Source organism: Kocuria atrinae, assembly GCF_039531425.1.
Classification (GTDB): Bacteria; Actinomycetota; Actinomycetes; order Actinomycetales; family Micrococcaceae; genus Kocuria; species Kocuria atrinae.
Window position 1 is genome coordinate 161,831 of sequence record NZ_BAAAQA010000003.1, and the last position, 19,030, is coordinate 180,860.

Annotated in this window: 15 protein-coding genes; 14 read left to right on the plus strand and 1 reads right to left on the minus strand. The window is 62.8% G+C overall.

What is annotated here, in order from left to right:
- The first annotated feature begins 11 nt into the window (after positions 1-11).
- From glgX to ABD283_RS02695, 11 genes are all read left to right on the plus strand, one after another.
- Positions 12-2,201 (plus strand): glycogen debranching protein GlgX, encoded by a 2,190-nt coding sequence (gene glgX / locus ABD283_RS02645; RefSeq protein ID WP_344223504.1) that lies wholly within the window; start codon positions 12-14, stop codon positions 2,199-2,201.
- Positions 2,202-2,371: 170 nt separating this feature from the next.
- Positions 2,372-4,735 (plus strand): malto-oligosyltrehalose synthase, encoded by a 2,364-nt coding sequence (gene treY / locus ABD283_RS02650; RefSeq protein WP_344223562.1) that lies wholly within the window; start codon positions 2,372-2,374, stop codon positions 4,733-4,735.
- Positions 4,736-4,737: 2 nt separating this feature from the next.
- Positions 4,738-6,558, plus strand: a complete 1,821-nt coding sequence (treZ, locus tag ABD283_RS02655; RefSeq protein ID WP_344223505.1) for a malto-oligosyltrehalose trehalohydrolase — start codon at positions 4,738-4,740, stop codon at positions 6,556-6,558.
- Positions 6,559-6,807: 249 nt separating this feature from the next.
- Positions 6,808-7,776 (plus strand): bile acid:sodium symporter family protein, encoded by a 969-nt coding sequence (locus ABD283_RS02660; RefSeq protein WP_344223506.1) that lies wholly within the window; start codon positions 6,808-6,810, stop codon positions 7,774-7,776.
- Between the two features lie 173 nt (positions 7,777-7,949).
- Complete coding sequence (locus ABD283_RS02665) at positions 7,950-9,278, plus strand: enolase C-terminal domain-like protein (RefSeq protein ID WP_344223507.1); 1,329 nt, start codon at positions 7,950-7,952, stop codon at positions 9,276-9,278.
- 87 nt (positions 9,279-9,365) lie between these two features.
- The gene (locus ABD283_RS02670) at positions 9,366-10,850 is read left to right on the plus strand and encodes a sugar porter family MFS transporter (protein ID WP_344223508.1); all 1,485 of its coding nucleotides are present in this window, start codon (positions 9,366-9,368) and stop codon (positions 10,848-10,850) included.
- Positions 10,847-11,308 carry an RbsD/FucU family protein gene (locus tag ABD283_RS02675; protein WP_344223509.1) on the plus strand — a complete coding sequence of 154 codons (462 nt, stop codon included), beginning with the start codon at positions 10,847-10,849 and terminating at the stop codon, positions 11,306-11,308. The genes ABD283_RS02670 and ABD283_RS02675 overlap by 4 nt, the downstream gene beginning before the upstream one ends.
- 2 nt (positions 11,309-11,310) lie before the next feature.
- Positions 11,311-12,309 (plus strand): amidohydrolase family protein, encoded by a 999-nt coding sequence (locus ABD283_RS02680; RefSeq protein WP_129702118.1) that lies wholly within the window; start codon positions 11,311-11,313, stop codon positions 12,307-12,309.
- Between the two features lie 20 nt (positions 12,310-12,329).
- Positions 12,330-13,298 carry an aldo/keto reductase gene (locus ABD283_RS02685; protein WP_344223510.1) on the plus strand — a complete coding sequence of 323 codons (969 nt, stop codon included), beginning with the start codon at positions 12,330-12,332 and terminating at the stop codon, positions 13,296-13,298.
- Between the two features lie 41 nt (positions 13,299-13,339).
- Positions 13,340-14,188, plus strand: coding sequence for a fumarylacetoacetate hydrolase family protein (locus ABD283_RS02690; protein ID WP_129702122.1), 849 nt, complete (start codon positions 13,340-13,342; stop codon positions 14,186-14,188).
- Between the two features lie 35 nt (positions 14,189-14,223).
- Positions 14,224-14,982 carry an SDR family NAD(P)-dependent oxidoreductase gene (locus tag ABD283_RS02695; RefSeq protein WP_129702124.1) on the plus strand — a complete coding sequence of 253 codons (759 nt, stop codon included), beginning with the start codon at positions 14,224-14,226 and terminating at the stop codon, positions 14,980-14,982.
- A gap of 41 nt (positions 14,983-15,023) precedes the next feature.
- Here ABD283_RS02695 and ABD283_RS02700 read toward each other — a convergent pair whose 3' ends face one another.
- Positions 15,024-15,743 carry a FadR/GntR family transcriptional regulator gene (locus ABD283_RS02700; protein WP_129702126.1) on the minus strand — a complete coding sequence of 240 codons (720 nt, stop codon included), beginning with the start codon at positions 15,741-15,743 and terminating at the stop codon, positions 15,024-15,026.
- 143 nt (positions 15,744-15,886) lie between these two features.
- Between ABD283_RS02700 and mgrA the strand changes: the two genes are divergently transcribed.
- From mgrA to ABD283_RS02715, 3 genes are all read left to right on the plus strand, one after another.
- The gene (gene mgrA, locus ABD283_RS02705; protein WP_344223511.1) at positions 15,887-16,978 is read left to right on the plus strand and encodes an L-glyceraldehyde 3-phosphate reductase; all 1,092 of its coding nucleotides are present in this window, start codon (positions 15,887-15,889) and stop codon (positions 16,976-16,978) included.
- Positions 16,975-17,742 (plus strand): LysE family translocator, encoded by a 768-nt coding sequence (locus ABD283_RS02710; protein ID WP_344223512.1) that lies wholly within the window; start codon positions 16,975-16,977, stop codon positions 17,740-17,742. Before mgrA ends, ABD283_RS02710 begins: the two co-directional genes overlap by 4 nt.
- Positions 17,743-17,905: 163 nt before the next feature.
- On the plus strand, positions 17,906-18,991 hold the full coding sequence (locus tag ABD283_RS02715; protein ID WP_344223513.1) for an inositol-3-phosphate synthase: 1,086 nt from the start codon (positions 17,906-17,908) through the stop codon (positions 18,989-18,991).
- Positions 18,992-19,030: the final 39 nt, after the last annotated feature.

Here is a 19,030-nt window from a genome sequence, read left to right on the forward strand (position 1 = left end):
GAGACAACCCCATGGAAGTTTGGCCCGGTCACGCCTACCCGTTAGGCGCCACATTCGACGGCACAGGCACCAATTTCGCTCTCTTCTCGGAAGTAGGCGAGAAGGTCGAGCTGTGCTTGTTCGACGAAGACGGCCAGGAAACCCGCGTGGACGTCACCGCCGTGGACAGCTACGTATGGCATTGCTACCTGCCCCAGGTGCAACCCGGACAGCGCTACGGCTACCGCGTGCACGGCCCGTGGGATCCCTCCCAGGGTCTGCGCTGCAACCCCAACAAGTTGTTGCTCGACCCTTACGCCAAGGCCGTTGAAGGCGGCATGGACTGGGACGAGTCCATGTTCTCCTACCACTTCGGTGACGAGGATTCCTACAACGATCAGGATTCCGCCGAGCACATGATGAAGGGCGTGGTGATCAACCCGTTCTTCGACTGGGAGGGTGACCGCACCCCGCACACGCCCTACCACAAGTCCGTGATCTACGAAGCTCACGTCAAGGGTCTGACCATGCAGCACCCGGACGTTCCGGAGGAGCAGCGCGGCACCTATGCGGGAGTGGCCCACCCCTCGGTCATCGAGCACCTGCAGAAGCTGGGTGTGACCGCCATTGAGCTCATGCCCGTGCACCAGTTCGTGCAGGATTCCACTCTGTTGGACCAGGACCTGCGCAATTACTGGGGCTACAACACCATCGCGTTCTTCGCCCCGCAAAACGAGTACAGCTCTGCTTCCCACCTGGGCAGTCAGGTGCAGGAATTCAAGGCGATGGTGCGAGCACTGCACCAGGCGGACATCGAGGTGATCCTCGACGTGGTTTACAACCACACTGCCGAGGGCAACCACATGGGCCCCACGCTGTCCATGAAGGGCATCGACAACAACGCCTACTACCGCACCGTTGACGACGACCACAAGTTCTACATGGATTACACCGGCACCGGTAACTCCCTGAACGTGCGCCACCCGCATTCACTGCAGCTGATCATGGATTCGCTGCGCTACTGGGTGACCGAGATGCACGTGGACGGTTTCCGCTTCGACCTGGCCGCAACCCTGGCCCGTGAGTTCTACGATGTGGACAAGCTCTCCACGTTTTTCGAGCTCGTGCAGCAGGATCCGATCGTTTCCCAGGTCAAGCTCATCGCTGAGCCGTGGGACATCGGCCCCGGCGGTTACCAGGTGGGCAACTTCCCGCCGCAGTGGACCGAATGGAACGGTAAGTACCGCGACACCGTGCGTGACTTCTGGCGTGGTGAGCCCGCAACCCTGGGCGAGTTCGCGTCCCGCATCACCGGTTCCGCTGATCTCTACGAGAACAGCGGCCGCCGCCCGTTCGCGTCCGTCAACTTTGTGACCGCCCACGACGGCTTCACACTGCGCGACCTGGTCTCGTACAACGAGAAGCACAACGAGGCCAACGGTGAGGGAAATAACGACGGCGAGTCCCACAACCGTTCCTGGAACTGCGGTGAAGAGGGCCCCACGGATGATCCCGAGGTCTTGGCTCTGCGCGCCCGTCAGCAGCGTAACTTCCTGACCACGCTGCTGTTGTCCCAGGGCACGCCCATGCTCTTGCACGGTGACGAGTTGGGCCGCACGCAGGACGGTAACAACAACACGTACTGCCAGGACAACGAGATCTCGTGGATCAACTGGGACCGTATGGACGGCCCGCTGGTCGAGTTCACCGCCGCGATCACGCACCTGCGTCAGAACCACCCCACGTTCCGCCGTTCGCAGTTCTTCGACGGTCGCCCCGTGGACATGGGAGAGCGTTCCGACGAGGATCCCATGCCGGATATCGCGTGGCTCAACGCTGACGGCACTCCCATGGTGCCGCAGGACTGGGACGAGCCGCTGACCCGCTCCATGGGTATGTGGCTCAACGGCCAGGGCATCGCGGGTGTGGACATGCGCGGTCGTCAGATTGTGGACGTGAACTTCATCGTGTACTTCAACTCGGCCCCCGAGGAAGTGGAGTTCACCCTGCCCGCCGCTAACTACGGCGAGAAGTGGGAGGAAATCCTGGATACCGCCGGTGAACACGGTGACGGTGAGATCCGCGATCATTCCACGCAGATCACGCTGGCCGGTAAGTCCACCGTGGTCCTGCGTGCGTGGGAAGCTCCCGAGGAGGAGCCGGATGCGTCCGTGGCCGCTTCGGTCGCCGCGTACGCCCAGGCGCCGCACGACCACCAGTAATTCCGTGATCGGTCGCGTCCCGTTGTAGGCCGAGCCTTAGACGACCGACGACGTCGCCCGCACGGGCGGCGTCGTCGGTTGCGTTAACACTCGCGAAAATTCCGGACGACGCGTTCTCGCTTCTGGCGGAGTCACTGGCATTGCGGGGCATGAGCGACAAGACTGGAAGGGTGCTGACTCCCACCTCAACGTACCGGTTGCAAATCACCTCACAGCAGGACCTGTTCCGCGCGGCAGAACTCGTCCCGTACCTGAAGCGCCTGGGCGCCGATTGGGTGTATCTCTCGCCCATTCTGCGCGCCACGAGCGGTTCGGATCACGGTTATGACGTGACCGACCCGACCGAGATCGACCCCGAACGCGGGGGAGCGGACGGTCTGACCGCGCTCTCGAAGGCCGCCCACGACGCCGGAATGGGCGTGGTGGTGGACATTGTTCCCAACCACCAGGGTGTGGCCGTTCCGCAGGAGAACCCGTGGTGGTGGTCGCTGCTCAAGGACGGCAAGAACAGCCCGCACGCAGAATCCTTCGACGTGGACTGGGCAGCCGGTCACGGCAAGATCCTGATTCCGGTGCTCGGCGACGGGGACGAGGACCTCTCCGCGCTGACCGTGGAAGACGACACTCTGCGCTACTACGAGAACGTCTACCCGATTGCGGAAGGCACCTACCGGGACGGAGACTCGGCGAAAGACGTCCACGCCAAGCAGAACTACGAGCTGGTGAATTGGCGCCGCGGGGACTCCGAGTTGAACTACCGCCGGTTCTTCACTGTCACCACGCTGGCCGGGGTGCGAGTGGAAGACCAGAGGGTCTTCGACGAATCCCACGCGGAAGTGCGCCGCTGGTTCGACGAGAAGCTCGTGGACGGGCTGCGCATCGACCACCCGGACGGCGTGCGCGACCCCGAGGACTACCTTGAGAAGCTCGCGGACGTCACCGGCGGCGCGTGGACCACGGTTGAAAAAATCCTGGAACCAGGGGAGTCGCTGCCGCAGCAGTGGAAAACTGCGGGCACCACGGGCTATGACTCGCTGGGCTGGATCGACCGCGTGCTGACCAATCCCGAGGGGCATTACGAGCTGGCCTCCTTGGACACCAAGCTGCGCGAGGGCGATCCCGTGCGCTGGGAAGAACTGATCCACGACACCAAGCGCCGTATGGCAGACGTGGGTCTGTCCGCCGAGGTGCGCCGACTGGTGCGCGACCTTCCCGAGGATTTCGGGCATTCGGATGAGCAGGCCTACGATGGTCTGTCGGAAATCTTGGCAAACTTCCCGGTCTACCGCACGTACTTGCCATTCGGCGTCGACTACCAGCGCGAGGCCGTGGCCGCAGCGAAGCAGGCCCGCCCGGAACTGAGCGCCGTGATCGACGACCTGGCGGCAGTCTTGGGTGACGCAGCCACGTCGGCGGAAGAATTGACCGAGGTTGCGAAGCGTTTCCAGCAGACCTCCGGAATGGTCATGGCCAAGGGTGTGGAGGACACCGCGTTCTATCGGTTCACCAAGCTGACATCTCTCACGGAAGTGGGCGGTGATCCGTCCGTGTTCTCCCTGACCCCGGCCGAATTCCACGAGCTGGCCGTTGAGCGGCAGCGGGAGTCCCCGGACACCATGAACGCCCTGACCACGCACGACACCAAACGTTCGGCCTCGGTTCGTGCCCGCATCACGGTGCTGTCCGAATCGGCCAAGGCGTGGTCCGAGGTATTGGCCACGTTGTTCCCCCGCGCTCGTGAGGCTGGCATTTCCATCACTGACGGCCCGGCCATCAACCTGGTTCTGCAGGCCATCGTGGGGGCGTGGCCGCTCGAACGTGATCGCGCGGTCGATTACGCCATGAAGGCAGTGCGTGAAGCTTCCGTGTCCACGGCGTGGGTGGACGGTGACGAGGAGTTCGAGAAGGAGCTGACCCGCTTCATCGACTTCGTGTTCACCAACCCCCGGGCCCGCGGCATTGTGGAGGGTTTCGTGGAACGCGCCACGGCACCGGGCTGGTCCAACGGCATGGCCGCGACCGCCTTGCAATTGACACTGCCGGGTGTGCCGGACGTGTACCAGGGGCAGGAACTCTGGGAGCCGTCCCTGGTGGACCCGGACAACCGCCGCCCCGTGGACTTCGAAGTTCGCGATGAACTGCTGACCACTTTGGACTCGGGCCTTCCCGGCACCGACAGCGGCTCGCCATCGGTGGACGAAACCGGTGCCGCCCGCATGCTGCTGACCTCCCGGGCACTGCGATTGCGCCGTGAGCACCCGGAACTGTTCACCAGTTATGAACCGCTCGAGTTCACCGGCGCGCTGGCCGACCACGCCCTGGGTTTCGACCGCGGTGGCGCGGCAACCGTGGTCATCCGGTTCCCCGTGGGCCTTGCCAAGGCCGGCGGCTGGACGGATGAAGCCGTGAGCCTGAGTGACGGCGAGTGGGAAGACATTCTGACCCGCCGCACCTTCACCTCGACCGGCAGCGTTCAGCTCGCCGAACTTCTCGACACCTACCCCGTGGCGTTGCTGCGCCGAAAGGACCGCTGAGTATGACCAACGATCACCGTTTCGACGTGTGGGCACCCCACGCCCGCGAAGTCACCGTCCGAGTGGAAGGTGTGGACCACCCCATGGAGGGATTGGCCGACCGCCCCGGGTGGTGGACGCTCGCGGAAGGTGAGCAGGCGGCGTCGGGAACCGTGCGCTACGGCTACCTGCTGACCAAGGTCTTCGACGAGGGCACGGACAAAGAACGCACTTCGGTGTCCGAGGTGCTGCCGGACCCGCGCTCTCGTCGCCAGCCGCAGGGTGTGCACGATTTGTCCTGCACGTTCGATCCCGAAGAGTTCCAGTGGAGCGACGCCGCCTGGCGGCCGCCGTTGCTCCAGGATTCCGTGCTGTACGAACTGCACCCTGGCACGTTTACGTCCGAGGGAACGCTGGACTCGGCCATCGACAAGCTCGACTACCTGGCCGAGCTGGGCGTGGACTACGTGGAGCTGCTGCCCGTCAACGGCTTCAACGGTGACCACAACTGGGGTTACGACGGCGTGGCCTGGTACACCGTGGACGAGTCCTACGGTGGGCCAGAGGCCTACCAACGGTTCGTGGATGCTTGCCATGCCAAGGGGATCGGCGTGATCCAGGACGTTGTCTACAACCACCTGGGACCCAGCGGCAACTACCTGCCGTTGTTCGCCGACTACTTCAAGACCGGTGCCTCCAGCTGGGGTGACCTGATCAACCTGGACGACTGGGGCTCCGACGGTGTGCGCGAGTACATCCTGGACAACGTGACCATGTGGCTGCGTGACTACCATGTGGACGGCTTCCGTCTGGACGCCGTACACGCCCTGGCGGACACGCGCGCCAAGCACATCCTGCAGGAGATCGCCGAACGCGTTGCGGAGGAATCCGAGCGCACGGGCAAGAAACTGTTCACGATTGCGGAGTCCGATCTCAACGACCCGCGCATGATCATTCCCGCCGAGGAGCACGGGCAGGGTATGGATGCCCAGTGGCTGGACGATGTCCATCACGCCGCGCACGTGGCCTTCACCGGGGAAACCCAGGGCTACTACGGAGACTTCGACTCCCTGCACGCTCTGGAAAAGACCATGCACACGGCGTACTTCCATAACGGGACGTACTCCACGTTCCGGGGGCGTTCCCATGGTCGGGAAATCAACCCTTCCGAGGTGTCCCCGTGGCAGTTCGTCACATTCCTCCAGAACCACGACCAGGTAGGCAACCGCGCCGCCGGTGATCGCATGAACCACACGGTGAGCGTGGACCGTGCGCTGTGCGCAGCCACGTGGCTGATGACCCAGCCCTTCACCCCGCAGCTGTTCATGGGGGAGGAATGGGGCGCGAGCACCCCGTGGCAGTTCTTCACCGCCCACCCCGAACCCGAGCTGGGCAAGGCCGTAGCCGAAGGCCGCAAGGCCGAGTTCGCCTCCATGGCCTGGGACCACGCGTCCGTTCCGGATCCCCAGGACCCTGAAACTTTTGAACGTTCCAAGCTCAAGTGGGACGAGGTGCACCAGGGTGAGCATGAGCGGATCTTCACGGCCTACCGTGACCTGATCGCGCTGCGCCGGGATGCCGCAGAACTGACCAGTCAGGATTGGGCCACCGTAGCGACCCAGGCCAGTGACGACGAACAGTGGTTCGTGCTCAAGCGTATGAGCGAACCCGAGTCCGAGCACGGCGTGGTCACGGTGATCAACCTGTCCGACCAGGAGCGCGACCTGCCCCTCATGGGAGGCAACGTGCCCCAGGTGCTGTTTGCGAGCGGCGTCGAACCGGGACTGGAAACCCCCGGTAAGGCAACCCTGGCGCCGAACACCGCTGCGGTGCTGCGCGTCTGACCAGGGCTGAAGCCGCGGCGACCGGAATCGACGGATTCTTGGTTGTCGCGGCTTTTCCGTTTCTGAATTCAACGAAGCAAACGCGCACCTGATCGTTCACGTATTTGGTTGGCTCGGGGTGGGTGATCATGAGGTCATCCGATGTTCCGCCGGCGGTGCGCAATGAGCTGGTATCCACGCACCGCGTGTGTATGATCAGGCTCACGTCATAATCATCCGATGTCTGCTCCTGTTCAATCAGGAGTTCCCTTGGCGCGTCTCTCTCGGTCCAGCATGTCTGTGCTGGCCTTTCCCATCATCATCATTTTCGCGGGCCTGCTCGGCTTGGTATTCCACGAGCAGGCCTCGGCGCTCGGCCCGGCGATCACGCCGTTGCTCGGAGTGGTCATGTTCTTCATGGGTATGACCATTGCCTTACCCGATCTGAAGATTCTTGCCACCAAGCCCCACGCGGTGATCCTGGGTGCGATTGCCCAGTACATCATCATGCCCCTGGCCGGATTGGGCGTGGGTGTAGCTCTGCAGCTCGACCCGATTCTGATTGTCGGGATGGTTGTTCTGGGGTCGGCACCGGGCGGGGCTTCATCGAACATCGTGGCCTATCTGGCAAATGGCAACGTTGCATTGTCCGTGTGCACCACGGCCGTTTCGACCCTGGTCGCACCCCTCATGACACCGCTGCTGATTCTGTGGCTGGCCGGTAGCTACGTGGACGTCTCCTTTGCCGCCATGCTCAAGCAGATCCTCACCATTGTTCTGATCCCCGTGCTATTGGGTGTGCTCGTTCGCATCGTTGCAAAACGTCTGGTTTCTCGCCTCAGCTCCGTGATCCCATGGCTCTCTATTGCCGCTCTGGCCGTGGTGATCGCGGGCATTATGGCCGCGAACGCGCAGGTTCTTGCGTCCGCACTGGGGATGGTCTTTGTGGCGGTGGTGCTGCACAACGCCTTCGGGTTTGCCCTGGGTTGGGCGGCGGCGAGGTTGGCCCGACTGGGCTACCGCGAACGCCGGGCAATCAGCGTCGAAGTGGGTATGCAGAACGCTGGACTGGCTGCGGCGCTGTGTCATCAGAACTTTGAACCCATGAGCGCACTGCCCTCAGCGGTGGCCACCATCTGGCACAACGTGGCCGGTGCGCTTCTGGCTACGGGTTTCGGCGTGGTGGACTCCCATAACCATCGGACCAATCAGAAAAAAGAGCGGCAAAAAATCGCGTAATGGGCTCTTGACGGACTAAACATCAGATGTTTACTCTGTGGGAGACGTCAATCACGTGACTCCAGTCACAAGCGGTGGATGACTCGCAACAAACACCATTGAGCAGACATCGGATGAACCCGCCGCCTGGACCCGAGAGCACACTTCAGCGATCCGCCTGCGAAAGGCCAAGCATGAGCACCATTGTCGAAAGCCGAGTGCGAGACATTCGGTTCCCCACCTCCAAGGAGTTGGACGGATCGGACGCCATGAACCCCGATCCCGATTACTCAGCGGCGTACCTTGAACTACGCACCGACCACCCCGACGGATTGGAAGGTCACGGCTTCGTTTTCACCATCGGACGTGGCAACGACGTCCAAGCAGCGGCCATTGAGGTGGTCGTCCAACGGTTCATCGGACGGGAGGTCGAACCCCTCCTGGATGACCTGGGAAGTGTGTGGCGAGAACTCAATAACGATTCACAGTTGCGCTGGCTCGGCCCCGAAAAGGGCGTGATGCACATGGCCATCGGCGCTGTTATCAATGCCCTGTGGGATCTCAAGGCCAAGAAGGCCAATAAGCCCTTGTGGCTGCTGTTGGCGGAGATGTCGCCCGAGGAACTGTTCGGGCTCATCGATCTGCGATACCTCACCGATGCCGTGTCGGAGCAGGAGGCTCTGAATATCCTGCGGCGCGGGGCAGAAGAAAAGCAGGCACGCATCGACCGAGTGCGAGCGGAGGGTTACGCCGCCTACACCACCTCTCCGGGGTGGCTGGGCTACTCCGATGAGAAGCTCGAGCGGCTAGCGCGTGAAGCCATGGCCGATGGCTTCCCACAGATCAAACTCAAAGTGGGAGCCAATCTTCAGGACGACATCCGTCGAGTCCGCAAGGCTCGCGAGGTGTGTGGCCCGGATTTCCCGATCGCCATTGACGCGAATCAGCGATGGGATGTCGCAGATGCCATCGAGTGGGTTCGTGAATTGGCTCCCTACGACCTGGCCTGGGTCGAAGAGCCCACCAGCCCGGACGATGTCCTCGGGCATGCGGCAATTGCCGAGGCGATCGCTCCAATTCCCGTGGCAACAGGTGAGCACGTGCAGAACCGCGTGGTGTTCAAACAGATGCTTCAGGCAAAGAGTCTTCAAGTTCTGCAGATGGACGCTTGCCGCGTGGCAGGTGTGAACGAGAACATCACCATCCTGCTACTCGCTGCGCACTTCGGCGTGCGGGTGTGCCCCCATGCAGGGGGAGTGGGCCTGTGCGAACTGGTCCAGCACTTGTCCTTCTTTGATTCCATTGCCATCTCCGGGCAGCTGGACAACTCCCGCATGATCGAGTTCGTGGACCACTTGCACGAACATTTTCTGACACCCGTGGACGTCCATGACGGACGGTACTGGCCGCCCGAAGCGCCGGGCTCCACAGCGGAAATGTCCCAGCCATCCTTGGCCCGGTACGAGTTCCCGAACGGTGCCGAGTGGGCGACCACCGACACCCCCGTGGGTGTCAGCGTCTAGCGACGCCCGCCTCAGTTCTGATTTTTACCTCATCCAACGTGAGGGCCGGCAAAGATGCCGACCCACGAATGACCTTTAGGGGTTCTCATGTCCAATTTCGGTTCATCGCGCGCCGCTGCCGCGCCTGAAATTCACGGCGAAACGCGTGACACACGTACAACTGGCGCAGCAACGTCGGCTGCTCCCGGTAAGGCGGCCCAGGCAGACTTCATGCGCGAGCCGATCCCGCGCAAGGTGTACCTGGTCGCGGTACTGGCGGGCTTGTCCGGCCTGTTGTACGGCTTCGACTCCGGGGCCATCTCGGGTGCCTTGCCATTGCTCGAGGGCCAATTTGGCCTCACGGCATCACAGACCGGCCTCATCACCTCGCTGCTGCTCTACGGCGCGCTGCCCTCCATCGTGGTCTCCACCATTGCGGCTCGTCGCTTCGACCGGCGGCAGATCCTGCTGGTTGGTGGTGTGATCTTCATTCTCGGATCCTTGTTCTGCGCCATTGTTTCGGGCCCCGTTGGCCTGATGGCTGCGCGGTTCTTCCTGGGATTCGGTATCGGTATTGCCAACATGTTCGGCTTGATCTACCTGTCGGAGTTGGCACCCACGCGTGTTCGTGGTCTGCTGACCGGCCTGTACCAGCTTGCCGTGAATGTCGGAATCCTGGCCGCCTACGCGGTGGGCGACATCTTCCACAGCACCCCCGACGGCTGGCGCTGGATGCTCGGCTTGGGCGTGATTCCTGCAGTGATCTTCTTCGTGGGTATGGTCATCGCTCCGCCCTCACCTCGCTGGTTGATGATGCGTGGTCGTTCCCGAGACGCGCTCAACGTTCTGCGGACCATGCGCGGTGGTGAGGAATTCGCGGCCAAGGAAATCCAGGAAATCGAAGAGGTCCTGGACCGCCCCACCAAGGGCCTGGGCGGTGTCCTGTCCGACGCGCGGAAACCGCTCACCATTCTTGCCATCCTGACGTTCTTCCAGGTGTGGACCGGCATCAACGCGGTGGTCTACTACGCGCCCATCATCTTCAAGGACGTGGAGGGGCTTGGTAACAACCCCGGTGCCGTGGCCAACTACGGCGTGGGCACGGCCCTGGTGATCTCCACAGCCATTGCTCTACCGCTGATCGACAAGATGGGCCGTGTGAAAATGCTCGCCGTCTCCATGGCTGGTCAGGCAGTGGCGATGGTCGTCTTGACCTTCTTCGCCGAATCCGGGTGGATCGCCGTGGCTGCGGTGTTCGTCTACACCTTCTCCTTCGGCTTCGGACTGGGCCCGGTGTTCTGGCTGTACGTTCCGGAGATCCTGCCGCTGCAGACTCGCGCTATCGGTACCGGCATCATCACCTTCACGCAGTACCTGCTCAATGCGACCTTCGCCCTGGTGTTCCCCATGCTGCTCGCAGGCATGGGCCCGTGGATCTTCATGGTCTTCGCGGTCCTGTCAGTGGCAGGAACGGCTTACACGATTCTGCGGGTGCCGGAGACCAAGGGCCGTTCCCTCGAGGAGATCGAAGAAGAGATTTTCGCTGAGGTCAAGTCCGTGACCGACAAGCAGACCGCGGGCAGTAACTCATGATGCGAACACCAATCACCCATCCAGAGTTGTTGGCCGCATTGGCCCGGTGCGGTCACGGAACCAAGATCCTCATCGCCGATGGCAACTACCCCCACGTCACGGGGGTGGGCCCTCGCGCCACACGGGTCCCGCTCAACGTGGCACCGGGGTTGCTGACGGCGGACCAGGTTCTGGAGCTCCTAATTACCACGGTTCCGGTAGAGGCCGCCGAGTACATGGAGAACGCCGACGGCGCCGCTTCGCCGGCCGTCGAGGGCTACGGCGAGACCCTCGGATCCCAGGTCGAATTGACGGGATTGGAACGGTTCACGTTCTACGACCGTGCTCGCGAGAATGACGTGGCTGTGGTCATCGCCACCGGTGAGCAGCGCCAGTACGCCAATCTCCTGCTCACGGTAGGCGTGATCCCGGAAACTCCTACCTTGGTGAACACCACCGGCGCGGGGAGGGCTGCGTAGTAATGAATCAGACGACGTCGGCCCCCGAGCACACCCTGGTGCCCGTGGTGGATTCCCACCGTCACCTGTGGGATCTGCACCACCTGCCGTGGAACTGGGTCCGAGGAGCAGGCCTTCCCACGGAGGACCTGTTCGAGGAATCGGAACCTCTGCCCTCGGTGCTGGTGGAGGCGGGGGTCGACGTCGGCTACGAGAGAGCTGAGCTGGAATGGCTGCTCGACATTGCCGAACGGAACGACAAGGTCCTGGGCATCATCGCGGCATTACCCCATGGGATGGGTGCCACTCAGGACACGATGAGCGCGCTCGCAGACACACCACGCGTGGCTGGAGTCAGACACAACCTGCAAGAACTTGGCCCGGGAGAATTGGCGTCTCGCGACGTCGTCGGCGTCATTGCTGCAGTGCATTCGGCCGGATTGCCGTTCGACGTGTGCGTTCGGGCCCACCAGCTCGTGGAGGTGACGCACATGCTGCGGATGCTCGACACGGACGGAACCCTGGTGCTTGACCATCTGGGAAAGCCTCCGCTGGGGCAGGACCTGACGCGCTGGCGTGACGACATCGCAACGCTGGCGGCCGACCCCCGGGTGGTTGTGAAGTGTTCGGGCCTGGTCGCCGAAATGCCCCCGCCGTATCAGCCGCAGAGAGCCAGATCGGAGCCGGCAACCGAGCAGTCCTCGCGAACAGTGCTGACACCTGAGGCCGCTGAATTGTGCAGCGCGCCGCTGCGGTTTGCGCTCAGGAACTTCGGCCACGAACGCGTCATGCTCGGTTCTGACGCACCGGTATCGGGGAAGGGATGGGTCCGACCACGGGACTGCATTCAGTTCCAGATCCAGCTGCTGAAACCCGACCTGACCGGGCCAGCGCTCGAGTCAATCGCATCCTTGACCGCGCAGCGGATCTACGGCCTGAGTGAGCAGACAGCGACGGCTACCAGTGCGACCGCTACCAATGCGGAGAGCGCTCCGCACAGCAACCACCAGAACAACTTGTGAACGTCAAGAGGACAACCGTTATGAAGCCATCACTCGAAGAAGCAATCGCCCGTCACGGTCGACTGGGTTACGGGGCGGCACAGCTCGGAAACCTATACCGCACGGTCGATGACGCCACGGCCCGTGAGGCGCTCGAAACGGCGTGGGACTTGGGAATTCGCCACTTCGATACCGCACCGCACTACGGGTTGGGACTCTCGGAACGGAGGCTCGGCGCATTTCTGCAGACCAAGCCGCGCGACGAGTTCATTCTCTCCACCAAGGTGGGACGTTTGCTCCGGGACAACCCACATCCTCAGGGAAAGGACACCGAGGGATTCGAAGTTCCTGATGACCTGTACCGCGTGCGGGATTACTCCTCGGACGGCGTGAAGCGGTCCCTCGAGGAATCCTTGGAACGCCTGGGACTGGACCGGGTGGACATCGCCTATATCCACGACCCGGATGAGTACTGGGAGCAGGCGTTGCACGGAGCAGTACCCGCTTTGTCAGAGCTGCGCGAGCAAGGCGTGATCCAAGCCTGGGGTGCCGGCATGAACCAGTGGCAAATGCTGGAACGGTTCGTGGGGGAAACTCAACCGGACATCATCATGTTGGCCGGCCGGTACACGCTCCTGGAACAGGAGGCGGCTCAATCGTTGCTGCCCGCGTGCGTGGAGCACAACGTGAAAGTCAATGCGGTGGGAGTTTTCAACTCGGGTCTCCTGGCCCGCCAGGATGTCCCGGACGACGCGCATTACAACTACGACGCCGCTCCGCCGGAGCTCCTCGCGCGGGCCAGGAAACTGGCGGATCTCGCGGCAGAGTACAGCACCACCTTGCCTGCCGCAGCTCTGGCCTTCCCGATGCGCCATTCGGCGATCGTGACCAGCGTGGTGGGGATGAGGACTCCGGACCACGTGCGCCGCAATGTGGAGCTCTTCGAGACACCTGTCCCGGACGAATTCTGGTCCGCAGCCGCGGATGCGGGGCTCATCACCAATCACTGATCCAAAGACACTACTGCTCAACGAGATACACGGAGGAACACATGAAACTGATGCGAGTGGGCGAGAAGGGGCAAGAAATCCCGGTCGTCGAATATCAGGGGGCGCATTACGATGCTTCCGCAGCGGTGAAGGATTTCGACCCGGAGTTTTTCGCGACCGGGGGGATCGAATCCCTGCGAGCTGCCCTGGAACGCGGCGAGCTGTCGAACGCGGACATCACCGGTCAGCGCATCGGTGCGCCACTCACCAGGCCTTCTGCGGTGATCTGCATCGGCCAGAACTACGTGGAGCACGCTGCCGAGTCGGGTGACGCACCTCCCAAACTGCCCATCATCTTCTTCAAGACTCCCAACACCTTGACCGGCCCCAACGACAACATCGCGTTGCCACCGGGGTCAGAGAAGAGCGACTGGGAAGTCGAGCTGGTCATCGTGGTGGGCAAGCAAGCGGCCTATTTGGAGACCGAAGCAGAAGCTGCGGAATGTATTGCCGGCTATACCCTGGCGGACGATCTGTCCGAGCGTGCCTATCAGATCGAAGACTCGGGGGGCCAGTGGTCCAAGGGCAAGTGCATCAAGGACTACATGCCACTGGGGCCGGTGGTTGTGACCGCGGATGAGTTCGACCCGCACGACGTGGCACTGGGTTCCTCAGTCAACGGCGAGCCGCGGCAGGGATCGCGGACCTCGGACATGATCTTCTCGGTCGAGTACATCGTGAAGCACCTGTCCCATTACATGCAGCTGGAACCGGGGGACATCATCTCCACCGGCACGCCCAAGGGCGTAGCGCTGTCCGGAAAGTTCCCGTATTTGAAGGACGGCGACGTGGTGGAGGTGGAGATCGAGGGTATCGGTCAACAGCGTCACCGCATGGTTGCCCGTTCCTGAACCGGCCAGCACCGAAGTAACGAGGAGAGACATTCATGAGCTCACAAGAATTCGATGGACTGGTGGCCGTTGTCACCGGAGGTGCTTCGGGGATCGGAGATTCCGCGACCCGGGCTTTGCAGGCTAAAGGTGCCAAAGTTGCCGTTCTCGATCTCAACCCCGCGAACGCTGCCACGGGCGCGGTTCAGGTCCAGTGCGACGTCGCCGACGACGCCTCGGTCCAGAACGCGATCGACAAGGTCGTGGCCGAACTGGGCGGGATCGACGTGGTGATCAACAATGCCGGAATCGGGGCCCAGGGTGACGTCGCCGCCAACGACGACGATGAGTGGCACCGCGTCTGGGACATCAACGTGGTCGGTATGGTCCGCGTGACCCGGGCGGCGCTGCCGTACCTGCGGAAATCGAAGCACGCGTCCGTGGTCAACACGTGCTCCATCGCGGCGACCGCGGGTCTGCCCGAACGAGTGCTGTACTCGGCTACCAAGGGTGCGATTCTCGCGATGACCCGGGCCATGGCAGCGGATCACCTGCGCGAGGGAATCCGGGTGAACTGCGTGAATCCGGGAACCGCCAACACCCCCTGGATCGGCAATTTGCTGTCCAAGGCGCCCGACCCCGAAGCCGAACGGGCAGCCCTGAACGCTCGCCAGCCGCACGGACGGCTCGTGGAACCGGACGAGGTGGCCTCCGCCATTTGCTATTTGGCCAGCCCACTCAACGCATCGACCAGTGGCGTCGATCTTGCAGTGGACGGTGGTATGGAGGCTCTGCGCCTGCGCCCTGCCGAGTGATCGATGCTAGCGAACCAGAACGGCCCGGCCGGTTGACATGCTCAATCGGCCGGGCCGTTGAGGTCTTCCGGGATGTCTGAGACGGGGGTTTCGGTCAGGGCAATGCGCAGCCAGCGCTCCACGCCCTGAAGGTGGTGGATCATGGCGGCGCGGGCCAGCGCGGGGTCCCTGCGGCGGAGGGCGTCCAGAATCTCCTGGTGCTCTTCCATAGTGCGTTCGGCCGAGCCCTGCTGCGTCATCCCGCGCCAGGCGCGGGCCCGAACAGTTCGTGAGTTGAGGCTGCCCGTCAGGGAGCTCAGATAGCCATTGCCGGCGGCATCTCCGATGATGCCGTGAAAGGCCAGGTCCTGGTCCACGAGCGAGTCGATGTTCTCCACATCCGTATCGTCCAGAGTCCGCTGGATTTTCTCGAGCTGCTCCTCCGAGATCCGTGCTGCGGCTAATTCGACCGCGGCAGCTTCCAGAACGCGGCGGGTTTCCAGCAGCTCCAGGACTGATGAGTTCTGATGCAACTCCAGTACGAAAGAGATCGCCTCGGAGAGGTGCTGGGTGTTCAACTCCGTCACGTACGTGCCGTCGCCCTGCCTGATGTCCAGAATCCGCACCACTTCGAGTGCCTTGACCGCTTCGCGTAGCGAACTACGTGACAGGCCCAGGCGATCTGCCAGTTCCTTCTCCGGGGGCAGCCTGTCGCCGGGGCCCAGCTCACCATTGAGGATCATGGCGCGCAACCTGGCCATGGCGGTATTGGTGAGCGACACGGTGCGATCTCCTGAATTTGGTGGTCAGACACGGACTAACGGGGTGGCGGAAACCCGCCTCCCCAAGTATCCCTGACGTGTTCGAGAGAAAGCTTATGAGTCAAATAACAGGTCGCTTTGAGTCAGGTGGCAGACTAGTTCCCATGCTGACTTTCGGTGATGACACTGTCTGGACCGCGGCCCAGGACCGCTACGAAACCATGCCCTATCGGCGGGTGGGGAACTCTGGTTTGAAGCTGCCCGCGCTGTCCCTGGGGCTGTGGCACAACTTTGGTGACGACACCCCAGTGGCAAACATGCGCGCCACCCTGCGCAAGGCCTTCGACCTGGGTATCACCCACTTCGATCTGGCCAACAACTACGGCCCGCCGGCCGGCTCCGCCGAATTGAACTTCGGCCGGATCCTCCGTGAGGACTTCGCCCGGTACCGCCAGGAACTCATTATCTCGACCAAGGCCGGCTGGCAGATGTGGCCGGGCCCGTACGGGGGAGTGGGCGGCTCGCGGAAGTACCTCTTGGACTCCATCGACCAATCCCTGGAACGCATGGGCCTGGATCGCGTGGACATCTTCTACCACCACCGCCCCGATGCCGACACTCCGCTCGAGGAGACCATGGGCGCGCTGGACCACATCGTGCGCTCAGGTCGAGCCAGCTACGTGGGCATCTCCTCCTACAGCGCTGACCTCACGCTGGCTGCGCAGAAGATCATGAAGGAGCTGGGCACCCCGCTGCTTATCCACCAGCCCTCGTACTCCATGCTCAACCGCTGGATCGAACAGCCCAACGAGCGCGCTGACGGAAAGAACTTGCTCGTAGCATTGACCGACGCCGGAATGGGTTCCATCAGTTTCTCTCCGCTGGCCCAGGGCATGCTCACCAATAAATATCTGGGTGGCGTCCCGGAGGAGTCTCGCGCCGCCGCGGGCAAGTCTCTCAACCCAGAATGGTTGACCGACAACACGCTGGAGCAGATCAAGGAACTGAACTCCATGGCCGAAGACCGCGGTCAGACGCTGGCCCAGATGGCCATTGCGTGGGTTCTGCGCCCGCAGGCGGAAGGGCAGGTCACCACCGCACTCGTGGGGGCTTCGTCACCCGAGCAGATCGCCGATTCCGCGGCGGCCGTACAGAACCTGGATTTCTCGGACGCCGAACTCGAGCGCATCGACTCCCTCGTCACGGACGCAGACATCAACATCTGGGGTGCCGCGACCGACTCCAAGCACGCATGAGCACCACACAGTACTTAGCACTACTCGGCCTGTGGATCGCGGGCATCGTCTCGCCCGGCCCGGACATCCTGGTCATCCTCCGCAACGCGTTCCTGTCCTCCCGCGGCAAGGCCATGCTCACGGCCCTGGGTGTGATGATCGGCAACATCATTTGGATCACGCTCTCGCTCACCGGCGTCACGGTGGTGATCAACCAGAACGAGGTTCTCAAGCTCACCATCCAGATCGCCGGCGCGCTGTTCCTCGCATGGATGGGTTACGGCTCGATTCGTTCGGCGCTCGCGGCCAAGGCGAGTTCACGACGTCGTTCGGAGACTGTCCGCGCGACCACCACGGGCGGTGCCGTACCCGGCTCGGGGGAGGCGGCGCCGTCGCCGGCCACCGTGGAAGCCGCCGAGCAGATCCCCGAGCCTGCGCCCAGCGCGCACGGCGGAGGGATCCTGGGCACCAAGAACCTGACCGGATTCCGAGCGGTGGTGCAGGGCATCATCACCAATCTGTCGAACGCCAAGGCCATCGTGTTCTTCATTGCACTGTTCGCCTCGGTTGTGCCGGCCAATGCGCTGTGGTGGGAATCAATGCTCGTGGCCGTGCTCTTGTTCGTGGTGGGGCTGGCGTGGTTCTGCGCGGTGGCATGGTTCGGCTCCGTGCCGGCATTGGCCGCGAGGTTCCAAGCGCATTCCGTGGCTGTAGAACTCATTGCGGGCGTGGTGTTCCTGGCGGTGTCCGTACTGCTGCTTGTAGAGGCCGCACTGACCTGGTGATCCCCGGTCGATGACCGTTCGCAACGGTGCGTTAACCGTCACGTTGCTTGACTAGACTGTGGATTTGGTTCTGTGCGGCGCGGCACTTCTGGTGGTCAATCACCCGTGTGTCGGCGTGTGTCTGCACAATGACCACTGACTACTTGATTCCCCGAGGAGAACCGTGTCCGAACACCCCATTCGCGTGGCCATTGCAGGTGTGGGCAACTGTGCCACATCGCTGATCCAGGGCGTGCACTTCTACCGCGACGCCGACCCTTCCGAGGCCGTCCCCGGCCTGATGCACGTGCAGTTCGGCCCCTACCACGTGCGTGATGTCGAATTCGTGGCGGCCTTCGACGTGGACGCGGCCAAGGTGGGCCTGGATCTTTCCGATGCGATCCTGGCCTCCGAGAACAACACTATGAAGATCGCGGACGTTCCCAACCTGGGCGTCTCCGTGCAGCGCGGACCCACCCTGGACGGCCTGGGGGAGTACTACCGCGAGATGATCACCGAGTCGGACGCCGAACCCGTGGACGTGGCTCAGGCGCTGCGCGACGCCAAGGTGGACGTGCTCGTCTCCTACTTGCCCGTGGGCTCCGAGGACGCTGATCGGTACTACGCGCAGGCTGCCATCGACGCGGGCGTAGCCTTCGTCAACGCGCTGCCCGTGTTCATCGCCGGCACCGAGGAGTGGGCCCAGAAGTTCCGCGACGCCGGTGTTCCCATCGTCGGTGACGACATCAAGTCCCAGGTGGGCGCGACCATCACCCACCGCGTGCTGGCCAAGCTGCTCGAGGATCGCGGGTACGTGCTGGACCGTACTTACCAGCTCAATGTGGGCGGCAACATGGACTTCAAGAACATGCTCGAGCGTTCCCGCTTGGAGTCCAAGAAAATCTCCAAGACCCAGGCCGTGACCTCCAACGTGCCGCACGAGATGCGCGCCAAGGATGTTCATATCGGCCCCTCCGACTACGTGGGGTGGTTGGACGATCGCAAGTTCGCGTTCGTGCGCCTTGAGGGCCACGGCTTCGGCAACGCGCCCATCTCCCTGGAGTACAAGCTCGAGGTGTGGGACTCCCCGAACTCCGCCGGCGTGATCATCGACGCCATCCGCGCCGCCAAGATCGGCCTGGACCGCGGCATCGGCGGCCCGCTGACCTCTGCGTCCTCGTACTTCATGAAGTCCCCGCCCGAGCAGTTCGACGACGACACCGCTCGCGAGAATGTCGAGAAGTTCATTCGCGGCGAGATCGAGCGCTAAACACGCTTTAAAATGAACGATGGCGCCCGGTACCGATGG

Excerpts from the sequence above, each read along its gene's own strand:
- ABD283_RS02675 (WP_344223509.1), top strand. The coding sequence starts at position 10,847 with ATGATGCGAACACCAATCACCCATCCAGAGTTGTTGGCCGCATTGGCC.
- ABD283_RS02665 (WP_344223507.1), top strand. The coding sequence starts at position 7,950 with ATGAGCACCATTGTCGAAAGCCGAGTGCGAGACATTCGGTTCCCCACC.
- ABD283_RS02685 (WP_344223510.1), top strand. The coding sequence starts at position 12,330 with ATGAAGCCATCACTCGAAGAAGCAATCGCCCGTCACGGTCGACTGGGT.
- ABD283_RS02695 (WP_129702124.1), top strand. The coding sequence starts at position 14,224 with ATGAGCTCACAAGAATTCGATGGACTGGTGGCCGTTGTCACCGGAGGT.
- ABD283_RS02670 (WP_344223508.1), top strand. The coding sequence starts at position 9,366 with ATGTCCAATTTCGGTTCATCGCGCGCCGCTGCCGCGCCTGAAATTCAC.
- ABD283_RS02680 (WP_129702118.1), top strand. The coding sequence starts at position 11,311 with ATGAATCAGACGACGTCGGCCCCCGAGCACACCCTGGTGCCCGTGGTG.
- ABD283_RS02690 (WP_129702122.1), top strand. The coding sequence starts at position 13,340 with ATGAAACTGATGCGAGTGGGCGAGAAGGGGCAAGAAATCCCGGTCGTC.
- mgrA (WP_344223511.1), top strand. The coding sequence starts at position 15,887 with ATGCTGACTTTCGGTGATGACACTGTCTGGACCGCGGCCCAGGACCGC.
- glgX (WP_344223504.1), top strand. The coding sequence starts at position 12 with ATGGAAGTTTGGCCCGGTCACGCCTACCCGTTAGGCGCCACATTCGAC.
- treZ (WP_344223505.1), top strand. The coding sequence starts at position 4,738 with ATGACCAACGATCACCGTTTCGACGTGTGGGCACCCCACGCCCGCGAA.
- ABD283_RS02710 (WP_344223512.1), top strand. The coding sequence starts at position 16,975 with ATGAGCACCACACAGTACTTAGCACTACTCGGCCTGTGGATCGCGGGC.